16 protein-coding genes are annotated in these 12,589 nt (G+C 58.4%); 13 read left to right on the top strand and 3 right to left on the bottom strand.

Annotated features, from left to right (window positions below; all coding sequences use genetic code 11):
- The first annotated feature begins 68 nt into the window (after nucleotides 1-68).
- From ACZZ0Q_RS13250 to ACZZ0Q_RS13270, 5 genes are read left to right on the top strand one after another with little or no spacing between them, the layout of a single operon-like run.
- A complete protein-coding gene (locus tag ACZZ0Q_RS13250) occupies nucleotides 69-413 on the top strand; it encodes a phage tail assembly protein (RefSeq protein ID WP_463541985.1) in 345 nt (114 codons plus the stop codon).
- Between the two features lie 8 nt (nucleotides 414-421).
- The gene (locus ACZZ0Q_RS13255; protein ID WP_463541984.1) at nucleotides 422-544 is read left to right on the top strand and encodes a GpE family phage tail protein; all 123 of its coding nucleotides are present in this window, start codon (nucleotides 422-424) and stop codon (nucleotides 542-544) included.
- Nucleotides 534-3,125, top strand: coding sequence for a phage tail tape measure protein (locus tag ACZZ0Q_RS13260; RefSeq protein ID WP_463541983.1), 2,592 nt, complete (start codon nucleotides 534-536; stop codon nucleotides 3,123-3,125). Before ACZZ0Q_RS13255 ends, ACZZ0Q_RS13260 begins: the two co-directional genes overlap by 11 nt.
- A gap of 6 nt (nucleotides 3,126-3,131) precedes the next feature.
- Nucleotides 3,132-3,584, top strand: a complete 453-nt coding sequence (locus ACZZ0Q_RS13265; RefSeq protein ID WP_463560658.1) for a phage tail protein — start codon at nucleotides 3,132-3,134, stop codon at nucleotides 3,582-3,584.
- A complete protein-coding gene (locus tag ACZZ0Q_RS13270; RefSeq protein WP_463541982.1) occupies nucleotides 3,581-4,846 on the top strand; it encodes a phage late control D family protein in 1,266 nt (421 codons plus the stop codon). Before ACZZ0Q_RS13265 ends, ACZZ0Q_RS13270 begins: the two co-directional genes overlap by 4 nt.
- Before the next feature lie 291 nt (nucleotides 4,847-5,137).
- On the opposite strand, the gene ACZZ0Q_RS13275 is transcribed toward ACZZ0Q_RS13270, so the two are convergent.
- The 3 genes from ACZZ0Q_RS13275 to ACZZ0Q_RS13285 form a co-directional block, all read right to left on the bottom strand.
- Entirely contained in the window at nucleotides 5,138-6,547 is a 1,410-nt protein-coding gene (locus ACZZ0Q_RS13275) for a KAP family P-loop NTPase fold protein (protein WP_463560659.1), read from the bottom strand.
- A gap of 24 nt (nucleotides 6,548-6,571) precedes the next feature.
- The gene (locus ACZZ0Q_RS13280; RefSeq protein WP_463560661.1) at nucleotides 6,572-6,919 is read right to left on the bottom strand and encodes a DUF2511 domain-containing protein; all 348 of its coding nucleotides are present in this window, start codon (nucleotides 6,917-6,919) and stop codon (nucleotides 6,572-6,574) included.
- Nucleotides 6,920-6,984: 65 nt separating this feature from the next.
- Entirely contained in the window at nucleotides 6,985-7,323 is a 339-nt protein-coding gene (locus tag ACZZ0Q_RS13285; protein ID WP_463541979.1) for a helix-turn-helix domain-containing protein, read from the bottom strand.
- An 85-nt stretch (nucleotides 7,324-7,408) separates the two neighbouring features.
- On the opposite strand from ACZZ0Q_RS13285, the gene ACZZ0Q_RS13290 reads away from it, so the two are divergent.
- The 8 genes from ACZZ0Q_RS13290 to ACZZ0Q_RS13325 all read left to right on the top strand — a co-directional run bounded on the left by ACZZ0Q_RS13290 (nucleotide 7,409) and on the right by ACZZ0Q_RS13325 (nucleotide 12,572).
- Nucleotides 7,409-7,621, top strand: a complete 213-nt coding sequence (locus tag ACZZ0Q_RS13290; protein WP_463541978.1) for a helix-turn-helix domain-containing protein — start codon at nucleotides 7,409-7,411, stop codon at nucleotides 7,619-7,621.
- A 29-nt stretch (nucleotides 7,622-7,650) separates the two neighbouring features.
- Nucleotides 7,651-8,133 (top strand): YmfL family putative regulatory protein, encoded by a 483-nt coding sequence (locus tag ACZZ0Q_RS13295; RefSeq protein ID WP_463541977.1) that lies wholly within the window; start codon nucleotides 7,651-7,653, stop codon nucleotides 8,131-8,133.
- Between the two features lie 69 nt (nucleotides 8,134-8,202).
- A complete protein-coding gene (locus ACZZ0Q_RS13300; RefSeq protein ID WP_463541976.1) occupies nucleotides 8,203-8,505 on the top strand; it encodes an ogr/Delta-like zinc finger family protein in 303 nt (100 codons plus the stop codon).
- 2 nt (nucleotides 8,506-8,507) lie between these two features.
- Nucleotides 8,508-8,870, top strand: coding sequence for a hypothetical protein (locus ACZZ0Q_RS13305; RefSeq protein WP_463541975.1), 363 nt, complete (start codon nucleotides 8,508-8,510; stop codon nucleotides 8,868-8,870).
- A 66-nt stretch (nucleotides 8,871-8,936) separates the two neighbouring features.
- Entirely contained in the window at nucleotides 8,937-9,170 is a 234-nt protein-coding gene (locus tag ACZZ0Q_RS13310; protein WP_463560662.1) for a hypothetical protein, read from the top strand.
- A gap of 11 nt (nucleotides 9,171-9,181) precedes the next feature.
- Nucleotides 9,182-11,917, top strand: coding sequence for a toprim domain-containing protein (locus tag ACZZ0Q_RS13315; protein WP_463541973.1), 2,736 nt, complete (start codon nucleotides 9,182-9,184; stop codon nucleotides 11,915-11,917).
- 48 nt (nucleotides 11,918-11,965) lie between these two features.
- Nucleotides 11,966-12,100: a hypothetical protein gene (locus ACZZ0Q_RS13320; protein WP_463541972.1), complete on the top strand. Its 135-nt coding sequence runs from the start codon at nucleotides 11,966-11,968 to the stop codon at nucleotides 12,098-12,100.
- 52 nt (nucleotides 12,101-12,152) lie between these two features.
- A complete protein-coding gene (locus ACZZ0Q_RS13325; RefSeq protein WP_463541971.1) occupies nucleotides 12,153-12,572 on the top strand; it encodes a hypothetical protein in 420 nt (139 codons plus the stop codon).
- Nucleotides 12,573-12,589: the final 17 nt, after the last annotated feature.

Here is a 12,589-nt window from a genome sequence, read left to right on the forward strand (position 1 = left end):
TGGTCGCACCCCATTCACAACCACGCGCCGCGCGTTGCGGCGCCCCCCCTTCCCCAAGGAGCCGCATCATGGAAAAGACCGAAACCCTCGAAGCCGTGGCACTCGCAGCACCGGCGAAAAACCCCAACGAAGAAATTATCGAACTGGACACGCCCATCGTTCGCGGTGACACGAAGATCAACCAGGTGATCCTGCGCAAACCCCTCAGCGGCTCGCTGCGTGGCGTCACTTTGTCGGACCTGGCACAGATGGACGTACTGGCGCTTCGCAAGGTACTGCCACGAATCTCGACCCCGGCGCTCACTGAGCATGAAATCGGCTTGATGGACCCGGCCGACCTGCTCCAGTGCGGCGTGGCGGTCGCAAGTTTTTTACTGACGAAGTCGGCGCGGGAGGGTGTCCTCGTTGCGTAGAAGACGCCATGGCCGACCTGGCCATGGTCTTTCACTGGGGGCCGGCGGAGATCGATCCGCTGTCCCTATCTGAACTGATGGAATGGCGCGAACGGGCCAGGATTCGCTGGGAGAAAAACCATGGCCAATGATCTGAAGATGCAGCTCGTGCTCCAGGCCGTGGACCGCGCTCTTCGACCTATCCGCGCCATCACCCGGGGCAGCGTCGGCCTCGGCCAGGAGCTCAAGCGCAATCGCGACCAGCTCAAATCCCTGCAAGCGCAGCAGTCCGACATCCGCAGTTGGACGATCATGCGTAACGCCAGCGCAAAGACCGGCTCAGAACTTGAGGACGCCAAAGCGCGCGTCAAAGCCCTCAGCCGCGAGATGGCTAATACCGGTGTGCCTACGCGGGAAATGGTCGCGAACATGCAGAGCGCGATGCGCGTCGCCTCCGACCTCAAGCGTAAGCACCAGGAGCAACAGGTTCAGCTCCAAGGGCTACGCAATCGGCTAACTGACGCAGGCATAAGCACCAAGAATCTGAGCGGCCACTCGCGCGAACTAAAGCAGCGGATCCAGGAAACCAACGAGGCCATCACCACACAAAGCAAGCGTATGCAGGCCTTAGTGCAGCAGCAAAAACGCCTCGCGTCTGCTCGAGCACAGTTCGACAAATCTCAACACCTGGCTGGCAGCATGGCCGCTGGCGGCGCTGCTGGATTAGGCACTGCATATGGAATCTCGCGACCGCTGAAAAGCATCGTCGACGCGTTTGCTCCAGCCGAGAACGCAGCCACCCAACTCAAGGTGTCGATGATGGACGCCACCGGCAAAGTGCCGGAAGACTTCAAGCGGATCAGCGACCTCGCCACGACGCTGGGTGATCGACTGCCAGGCACCACCGCGGATTTTCAGGAAATGATGACAATGCTCCGGCGCCAAGGCCTGAGCGCTGCCAACGTGCTGGGCGGGACAGGGGAAGCGGCGGCCTATCTTGGGGTGCAGTTGCAAATGCCGGTGACCGCTGCTGCTGAGTTCGCAGCCAAGATGCAGGACGCCACTCGCACCAGCGAGAAAGACATGATGTCGTTGATGGACACCATCCAGCGCGGCTACTACCTCGGCGTCGACAGCGGAAACATGCTCCAGGGCTTCAGCAAGATTTCCCCGGTCATGGACATCATCAAGAAGCAGGGCCTGGAAGCCTCCAAAGTGCTCACCCCTCTCCTGGTGATGATGGACCAGGCCGGCATGGAAGGCGGCGCAGCAGGCAACGCCTACCGGAAGATTTTCCAAGGGGCGATGAACAACGACAAAATCCAGCAAGCGCTGGGCGATTTGAAGGTGACCAAGGGCATCAAGTTGCAACTGGATTTCACCGACGGCAAAGGCGAGTTCGGCGGCATCGAGAAAATGTACGCCCAACTGGAAAAACTGCAGGGGCTTACGACGGAAAATCGCCTGGCTTTGCTCAAGCAAATGTTTGGCGACGATAGCGAGACCATCACAACCCTCAACACCATGATGGCAAAGGGGCTGGGCGGCTATAACGAGGTGGCGGCCAAGCTTTCCGCACAGGCCGATCTGCGCACCCGTGTGAATGAACAGCTCGGCACTCTGACCAACATGACCGAAGCCGCCGAGGGCAGTTGGACCAACGCCATGAGCGAGATCGGCGAAACAATCGCGCCAGAGCTCAAAGACCTGATCGAGGGCATCGGCGAACTGGCCGTCAGCGTAAAGAACTGGGTAAAGGAACACCCCGCGCTGACCGCTGCCATCGTCAAAACGGCGGCGGGGTTGGCCTTGCTGTTGGCTGTAGGTGGTGGGCTCATGCTCACGCTCGCCAGCTTCCTCGGCCCCTTTGCCATCGTCCGCTACGCGCTCACGCTGCTAGGTATCAAGAGCCTCGGCGCCGTTGCGGCGCTTAAAGGATTGGGCAGCGCTTTCCTGTGGGTAGGTCGTGCGGTGCTGTGGATCGGGCGCGCCCTGATGATGAACCCCATCGGCTTGGCGGTGATGGCCATCGCCGGTGCGGTCTACCTGATCTACAAATACTGGGACCCGATCAAGGCTTACTTCCTCGGACTTTGGGAGGAAGTCAAAGCAGGCCTGAGCGGCGGCTTCGCAGGGATCACAGCGCTAATTCTCAACTTCAGCCCGTTGGGGCTGTTCTATCGCGTGTTCGCCGGCGTGATGAATTACTTCGGCGTTGAGATGCCGGCCAAATTCAGCGAATTCGGCTTGATGCTTATGCAGGGCATGGTCCAGGGCATCAGCGAAGGATTAGGCAAAGTGAAAGAGGCCATCACCGGCGCAGGTGAATCGACCATTAACTGGTTCAAGGAAAAGCTGGGCATCCATTCCCCGTCTCGCGTTTTCGCCAGCCTCGGCGGGTTCACGATGGCCGGCCTAGAGCAAGGCCTACAGAACGGTGAAAAGGGTCCGTTGGCGGCCGTAGTTGAGATTGGCAAAAAACTCGCAGCCGCCGGGGCCGTCACCCTCGGGGCTGCGGGTACAGCGCTCGCCATGGATAACCGGCCGCCGTTAAGCGCAATCGGCGGAGGCGGCGTCCCTGCCGTCCAGCAGGCCGCACCGATAACGATCAAGGTGTATGCGGCGCAGGGAATGGACGAACAAATGCTCGCGCGGCTTGTGGCGGCGGAAGTCGCCAAGGTGCAACGCGGGGACCAGGTGCGCCGCCGCAGCGCACTGAGCGACCAGGAGTAACGACCCATGATGATGGCCCTCGGCATGTTCGTATTTGGGCTGCCTACCCTCGCCTACCAGGAGCTGCAACGCAGCACCGAATGGCGGCACAGCTCGACCAGCCGCATCGGCACCAACCCTGCCAGTCAGTTCCTTGGACGCGGTGAAGATGCCATCACCCTGCCGGGCACACTGCTGCCAGGCCTCGCTGGGTCTCCCCTCGGCCTGGACTCGCTCAGGATGATGGCTGACACCGGGAAAGCGTGGGCACTCGTGAGTGGGACCGGCAAGATTTACGGCGCCTGGGCGATCACATCCATCAGCGAAACCCAGCAGATTTTTTTTGAGGACGGCACGCCTCGCCGATACGAATTCACCATCAGCCTCAAGCGTATCGACGACGGCCGCATCGACATGCTCGGCACGGCAACCGGTGTGCTTGGCGGGCTACTGCGCCCTATCTTGGGTGCGCTGCTTTGAGCCTTTTGAGCCAAGCCTCTGGCCTGCTCGATCAGGCGGCCCAGCGTTACCGCGAGGTTACCGCCTACGCCAAACCGATTTGCCGCGTCGTGGTGGCTGGCAATGACATCACCGCCGCTGTGGTTGAGCGCCTGATCAGCATCGAGCTCACCGACAACCGAGGGATGGAGGCGGACCAGCTCGACATTGCGCTAAGCGACCATGACGGGCTCCTGGCAATCCCAACCCGCGACGCTGCCATCGATCTTTGGCTCGGGTGGGATGACACAGGCCTGGTCTACAAAGGCCGCTACAACGTCGACGAAACCGAGCACAGCGGAGCGCCGGATATCCTGAACATCCGCGCCCGCAGCGCCGACCTTAGCGGTGGGCTGAAGGTGAAGCGCGAGCGTTCTTGGGACGCCACGCCCCTTGCCACCATCGTCAGCGCTATCGCGACCCGATACGGCCTCACCCCGCTGATCAGCGCAGCGCTTGCGGGCCTCGATGTGGTGCACCTGGATCAGGCAAACGAGTCGGACGCTAACCTGCTCACCCGCCTCGGCCGCGACCACGACGCCATCGCCAGCATCAAAGCCGGCTGCTTGTTGTTCATTCCCACCGGTAAAGCGGTGACAGTCAGCGGCCTGGAACTTCCACACGTCACGCTGACGCGCGCCGACGGCGACCAGCACCGCTACCTACAGGCCAGCCGCGATACCTACACCGGCGTTAAGGCGTATTTCTACGACGTGAACAGCGCGGGAAAACAGGAAGTGTTCGCCGGCGGCGGCGAGAACATCAAAGAATTGCGCCACAGCTACACCAACAGGGCCAGCGCGCTACGAGCGGCACGGTCAGAGTGGAGCCGATTGCAGCGAGGGACGGCGACGTTGAGCTATACGCTCGCCAAGGGGCGTCCGGATCTGGTGCCGGATCAGACCTACAGCCTGACGGGCATCAAAGCGGAAATTGCGGAAATCATCTGGCTCGGCGGGAACATTCGGCACAGCTTCACGCCGGAGAGTTTCACCACCGCGCTGGAGCTCGAATCCCAGTTACCGGAAGGCGACCTGGACGAGCTGGCGGACCACGACGTCAACGATGGCTTTACGGGGTTGGTTGCCTGGTATCGCGACCCGAAAACCGGGGCACAGCACAAGCTAACCGAGGGCGACCAGACCAAGCCGCGCCGGCTAACGCACCTGTACCAGAGCAAGGCGAACGCGAAGCGCGCATTACGAAGAGAAATTTTGCGCATGGAAAAACGGGGATCTCGATGACTTAGGCCCCGAACCCCGGCAAAGCCGGGGCCAACTAAGCCTTACTCTTCTAACTTCTGGAAAACTTCCATAATTCGCAGCAAGTCGCTTTGCTGTTGCTCAGTCAGCTCACGCCAAACGCGAATTAAAAAGAGTTCCAATAGGGTAAGGTTTTCCATCGTCTTTGCTCCATTTTCCATGTTACGGTTGGCCGCCGCCTATAAAGACGGCCGCACATCCGGGAGCGTGTTAGCTTCGCCAGTTTAACAGTCAGCTTCAAATGAAAGCAGTACTTACTGAATCATCGCAACCTTATTCAAGACTGTTTGCCAGATTTACAAATACCGGATAAGTTTTCATGAAATCGGCGTTCCCCGCGTCGAAAGCCTGCCATGCCAACATATCCAATACAAAGCCAGTTTCAGCAGCTCCTTGGCGCATTCGCGTCTCACGACTCGCGTGATAGGCGGTGAAATACGTTAAAGCCAATTCATGCACTGACGTATTTCCGCCCCCCCAATATAACGTCCGAGCCGGATACAGTTCTTTCAGCTCCTCAAATGCTTTGACGTCTCTTAGCGCCAACATCCGCTTGTAAATAGATGGTGCCTCATCGCGCAACATAACGAGATAAATAAGCCAAAAGAAGTCTTTCGTTTGCAGAGGCATCGCAGCCTGAATAGCTCTTATATGCTTGAAACACTTCTCAAGCTCACGCAACTTAAGCCTAAAAGTGGATGCAACTGCAACAACGATAATCTGGAATGCGTTTAAGTTGAAGTCCCCAGAGAGCACGGCGTCGGAATCTGGGTCTGTCACACTTTGCGAACTGTACATATGACGCCCCCGCGCCCCTAAAACACGGGGGTTACTGAAACTCCGCGTGTCTATTAACTGAGCGGAAACCCATCCTTCAATATTCGAGAAATCCAGAGAGTACTCAGCATCGAAGAACCGTTTTAGATAGCGGTCCGAATTGAAGCGTTGACCGTAGACAGCGCTTACGGAATGTTGCAACTGCTCAAGATCGCAAGCAATAATAAACCGGCATCCGCCAACATCGAAAAAATGTTTAATTCGCTCCAACAATTCGATCGAAAACGTCGGGCGGCAGCGATCTAACTCATCAATAAAGATATAGACGGGCTTTCGATCTGCAGGAGCAGCAGCTGCATAATCGCTTGCTTCGGATATTTTGGTCGCAAACTCAGCCTTGAACTCCTCTACCAACTTGAGGGTTTTTTTATTGCTAGTTAGGAGACTTTCTAATGCTTTTTCCGCCGCATCTCCCATAGCGTCCTGATCAACCGCTTCGGCGATAGCTGTAAACTCAACCCCTGTGACTTTCTTAAGAAGGCCCTTCGCCACTGCGGGCGTCGCGGCGAGAATCGCACTACTTGCTTTTTGCACAAACCCACTCAGCTGCGCCGCAGGGTCTTTCCCTGGTATTAGCTCGACTAAAGAGTCATGTATTGAGGCGGTTAACGCAATGAAGGCGTCGCCTGAATAGTCATGCTGCCAGGCATTAAAATAGATGCATGCGCGAGATTGGCTAAGCTCATCTCGCCAGTTCTCAATAAAAAATGTTTTCCCCGCCCCCCAAGGCGCATTAATGTTGAGTACTTTTATATCCGCATTGTCATCTAAATATTTAGTCAGGAACTTCGCAACCCCCTGTCTATTCATTCGATCCGTGGACCAAGGTACGTTCTGCTCACACATATGAAGCCCCTTCGATAATTCTCGCTATTTGTTGCACAGCTCAATCGCTCGCATTACGAGGGGACTTACGTCCATCTTAATTTCGGGAATTTCGGGATTTGGCTTAACTAGGGTTAGTCCGTCTAGCCAGCCTTTTTCGGCCGCCTTCGAGCGGGCGCTCCCGTTTAGCGCATAGAGTTTTCCATCAACTCGTATTAGGGATGCAGGAGGAGGCCCTTCGCACAACAACTCAACCTGTGGAACAGTAAACGGCCACGCGGCGCCAAGCTCAGCCTCGGAGATCTCCAGTCCAGTAGGTTCTGGTGCGCCGCAGCCAGCAACTGCGGTTGCGGTGATAAAAAAAAACAGTGCGACTTCAAACCTGCTCTTCATTGCTACTCCTTGTCCTAACTCCGTAACGCCGACCCTCTTGGTCGGCGCACCACTTCCTACTGCGATTAAGCACCTACCCGTGCGAAGGCTTCTGCTGTTCTGCGCAAAACCTCAAGGTCAGATGGGGCGACCGTGCGCAGTAGGCTAACGAACTCAACGATGGCGACTGGCAGGTGGTCCGCGACCAGGGGCTTACGCTCGCCTGTGACCACGTAAAGCACATCGACGCCCAACTGGGCGGCCAGGGCCAAAGCAACGGCCCCAACGTCGCCGTTTCCGCTTTCATATCCGGCCAGGGTTCGCTTCGCGACCCCTACTTGCTGAGCGAACTCGTCCTGATTTAGGCCGACACGCTTCCGCTCCTCTTGAAGACGACTCCCGATGGCCTCTCGCGAAAGATGCAAAATTTTTCACTTCCTCTATTGACCAGGTGCAGTTTTCTGCATCATTCTTCGCTCGTCATCACACGAACTTGCACGAATTCGCACTATGCCGAACGCCTACCCCACTGAGCAAGCACGCCAGGCAGCCCGCACTCGACTGGCTGCCATCGGTATTTCCGTAAGGGAATGGTCCGAGCGGAATCAGATCAATGAGTCCACCGTATATGCGGTGTTAAACGGACAGAAAAAATGCTTGCGAGGTGAGTCCCACCGCGCTGCTGTGTTACTCGGCATCAAGGAGGGTACGGTCGCACGTTAGTGCTACCGGCCTTTGGGAGAAACAAGAAGATGAGCCGCCCAATTCTTGATAGCCGCCGTAAGGCTGTTATGGCCGCAGTTGCCGCTTTTCCAGGCGGCAGGGAATGCGCCGCTGCGCACCTCTGTCTGGACCTCAAACAGTTCGACAATAAGGTGTACGAAAACCCGGGCCATCGCCCTCTGACTGACGCTCAAGTTCGCCAGCTCGAACGCGTTAGCGGCACCAACATTCTCGCCGACTACTTGGCCGGCCTTTACAGCGGCGTGTTCGTTCCGATGCCAGAGGATGGCCACGTCGACAACCTCGACCTGTATGCCCGGTCGCTGGCCACAGACGTCGCCGAAGGCAAGGTCGATCAGATCATTTTGAAAGCGCTCGGCGATGGCCGACTGGATGAGGGCGAGCTCGCTGACATCGTCGCAGCTCACCGCCGGCACATTGCAGCAAGACACGCCGAAATCGGCGCAGTGATTACGTTGCACCGGAAAAATCCGGGCAACCAGGACCAGTAGTAGACGCAGGAAGCGTCGCTTTTTTTTGGCGAAAGCCATTGGCCGCGTTAGCGGCCGGGGAGAGAAACGATGAGCACCAACCATGGCGGCGGGTACAAGGCCCTGTGCCCTGCCTGCGGCAGCCGAATGCGTATTCGTAATTCGGAAGAGCAAACACCCATTTTCAAAACCATGTACGGCGAGTGCACCAACCTCGGTTGCGGCGCGACCTACGGCGGCTCCCTTTCGTGGGAATACGAGCTGAACGCCTCTGGCATTGACCGCCCCCGCGTCCGGCTTCCGGTCGCACCTTCAGTCAAGCGTATGCAGGCTTTCCGCGACAGCGCGGTGAAAACCAACCAGCTCGACATGCTCGCCGTTTTGGAGGCCTGACCATGCAAACCATCACGCTCACACGCAAGCAGCTAGACGACTACCGCACCGGCATGCAGCGCAATGCGGCAGCCTTTGTAGAACTACACCAGCAGGAACATCTGAACGACGACGGCCTTTTCGACCGCACCGTCAATCACCTGGTGAACGTATGGGGCGTGCCGGTATTCATGGCCGGGCGCCTCGTGCATCTGGCAATGACGGACCGACTTCCACGGGGCAAGTCGTGGATCGGCGTAGACGTCTCCAGCGGTTCGGATCTTTGCTTGATCCGCGACTACCGCATCGGGAAAACCTACCCGGTCTCGGCACGGCTTTTACCGCAACGTTTCCTGCACACCCAGGCCGACTCGGCCGCTCTCTGACCTTTAACCACCCGGCCCCACTCCCGTGGGTTTGGGGAAGTTTTACCTGCAATTCGAGGTGCAGCCATGCCAGACGCCGTTGCGTTTCAGTTGGACATGCCTAAGCCGGTCGCCGTGGCGTGGCTTGGCAGCCTGCGCGCAGAGCTGCGCAGGGGATTTTTGGAGCATTGGTACGACGACCGCTACCGCGACGTGCCGGAGGCTTTTAGAAGCCGCCGCATCCTCGACGATTACCCGGCCCTTGCCGGCCACAAACGCACCATCGGCGCGCTGAAAGCCGCGCTCCGCGCAATCCATTAAGGCCCCCGAAAATGAAATCCATGCCCAACCAAATCCGCCAAGAGGTGCTCCGCCGCCTGGAGGGTAATTACGGCCTAGTCCACATGGCGGGTACTCAATACCTGCGCAAGGGCACATGTCCATCCTGCGGCAAGAGGGAGCTGTACTCGCGGCATGACGAACCCTGGTTCATCAAATGCGGCCGCGAGAGCAAGTGCGGCGAGCAGTGGCACGTCAAGGAGTTGTTTGACGATCTATTTGACGATTACAGCAAGCAGCACCCCACCACCGAGCAGGCGCCACACGCCTCAGCGGATGCGTACATGCAATTTGCTCGCGGCTTCGATCCTGCACTCGTAAAAGGTTGGTACAGCCAAGAGAATTTTTGGCACCCGGAGCTGCGCATCGGTAGTGCAACGGTGCGGTTCCCGCTGGAACACGGCGTCTATTGGGAGCGGCTGATTGATCGCCCCCACCGCTTCGGCAAGCTCAAGGCACGGTTTGCAAAAGGGCAATCGCCGAAAGGCTATTGGTGGTGCCCGCCTTGCATCGACCTGCGGGAAGTCGACGAGCTATGGATCGTCGAGGGCATCTTTGATGCGATTGCCCTCGTACACCACGGCATCGCCGCCGTGTCGGCGATGAGCTCGGGCGCGTTTCCCTTCGAGTCACTCAAAGCGCTGGCTCAGGCGCGAGCCAACGAAGGTAAGAAGCTGCCTACCCTGGTCTGGGCTTTGGACAATGAACCAGGTGCGCATCGCTTCACCCGTAAGCACGCCTCAATGGCGCACGAGCTGGGTTTCAAGTGCGAAGCAGCCCAGTACCCGCAGGGTGACCGCAAAACGGATTGGAACGACCTGCACCAGCGCTGGCAGTTCATCGACGACGCCGGCAAGCGCGCCGATGCAATTGATCGCGACTTACGACTGGCTCGCTACCACGGCTCGTTGCTGCTGGCCGAGAACGCGAGCGAGAAAGCGTTGCTCATGTACGACTGGCGCGAACAAGGTGAATTCCACTTTGCCTTCGATCACCGGCTTTATTGGTTCAAGCTCGACTTGGACAAGTTCAACCGCGCCATGCAAGGGCTGGAAAGCAGCGAGGACCATAAAGAACAGCAGCTCAACGGAAAGGAAATGCGCGAGAAGGCGCTGCGCCAGGCTGGATGCGTGGTTGAAATCGCCAACTGCTACCCGCAGGCCCTGTATTTCCAACGTAACGAAGTGACAGACGAGAGCTGGTACTACTTCCGCGTCGATTTCCCACACGACGAGCCAACCGTCCGGAATACCTTCACCGGCGGCCAGGTGGCCGCTGCCAGCGAGTTCAAAAAACGCCTTCTGGGCATGGCTGCCGGCGCGGTTTTCACCGGCAGCGGTGCGCACCTGGACAAGATCATGAAGGAGCAGCTTTTTGGCTTGAAAACAGTGAAGACCATCGACTTCATTGGCTACAGCAAAGAACACGCTTGCTATGTGTTTGGCGACTTGGCGGTACGCGGTGGAGTGGTGGAAGCCGCCAACGCTGAGGACTATTTCGAGTTCAAAGGCCTACGCCTGAAGACCTTGCAGAAATCTATCCGTATGGAGATTTCCCGCACCGAAGAGGGTTATCGCAAAGAGTGGCTCGACTGGCTGTGGACTTGTTTCGGCACGCAGGGCCTTATCGCCCTCGCCTACTGGTTTGGCTCGCTATTCGCTGAACAGATCCGAGCGGAATTTCAAAGCTTCCCGTTCCTCGAAGTGACAGGCGAGGCCGGCGCGGGCAAGACCACCCTGCTGACGTTCCTTTGGAAGCTGCTGGGTCGTCCGGACGAGGAAGGCAAAGACCCCTCTAAAATGTCAAAAGCCGGCCTACGCCGTTGGCTGAGCCAGATTTCTGGCATGCCAGTGGTGATGCTTGAAGCCGACCGCAGCGACGACAAGGGCAACGCATCCAAGGCCTTTGACTGGGACGAGTTCAAACCCCTGTTCAACGGCGGCAGCCTCGGCGTTACCGGCGTAAAAACATCGGGTAACGAGACCAATGAGCCGCCATTCCGCGCCGCATTGGTTATCAGCCAAAACGCCACCGTAGTGGCCTCCGAGGCGATCCTTACACGAATCATCCGCCTGCACTTTGTTCGACCGGAAGTGACCGACGCCAGCCGCGCTGCGGCCGACAACCTCAACCACCTACAGGTAGAAAACCTCAGCCACTTCCTGCTGCTCGCTACGCGTTCCGAGCACAAGGTGCTGGAGCTATTTCGCGAGCGGGTTCGCGTCTACGAGCAGGAGCTACGAGCGCTCAAGGAAATCCGAATCGAGCGGATCATCAAAAACCACGCCCAGCTGATGGCCCTGGTCGACGCCTTGCGCTTGGTGGCCCCGATTTCTGATCGCCAATACGACGCTGTTCTCGCTGAGCTTCGCGCCATGGCAGTTGCCCGCCAGCACTCTGTGAATTCCGACCCGCAGGAAGTTGCTGAATTCTGGGAGGTCTTCGACTACCTCGAATCGCTCTACGACGAGCCTCTGGTCAACCACAGCAAAAACCCGGACCTGATCGCCATCAGCATAAATGACTTCTGCGAGCGGGCCGCCGAACACAAACAGAAGCTCGCCGATGCCACCACTTTGCGCGCCCTGCTGGGCAACAGCCGGTCCCGGCCTTTCATCGGTAAGAACGTCAGTGTCGATAGCGCAGTTCGCGCCTCATATAACGCTCGCAACAACGCCAACAACCAGCGCTGCACAACGGTGAAGTGTTGGACCTTTAAAGCCAACTGATCCGCCAAGGCACGGCAATGCCAAGGCACGACCCCAAGGAGAAGCACCATGCACAACGACAACTTCGACCGCGCCGGCCGGCGCGAACGCCTCGCCACGCTGGCCGTCAGCGGCGCGTCCCTGGCCTTGCTTATAGCGGCTGGCTACTACGCGCCGACTCTGCTGGCGGCAGCCCTTCACTGACCCACAGCCCGGGCGCGGCAACGTCCGGGCAATCCACTCAAGGAGAAGCACCATGAAAGCGGAAATAGAAAACGGCGCCCCTGCCGGCGAAAACACGATGCGCAAGTTCGGCAATTTGGAGTTGCTACTGGCGTTCGAGGATTGGGCGCTACCGCGCGGCTATGACTTAGGCCGCCGCACCGGCACCACCCCCGAAGACAGTCAGTTTCTCAACGTCGAAACACAGGCTGCCTGGCTTGGGTTTGAAGCCGCGCACGGCCCGGACGGGTGCAAACCGTTCGGTCAGCAGCTGTATGCGCGCATCAAGAAAACCAGCCGGTACGCCCATCAGACAGAAAAGCTATTCCCGGTGCGGGTGGCCGCAGCACCGTACGACGCCTTTGTCGTTCATGGCGGACCGGGCGGCCTGTATGCCCTGCGGGACGTGAACTTCTACGTCCTGGTCGACGGCAAGCCAATGAAGATCGGCTAAGCACGGAACAAGCGGCG

The sequence above is a fragment of the Pseudomonas sp. AC070 genome (assembly GCF_979258635.1).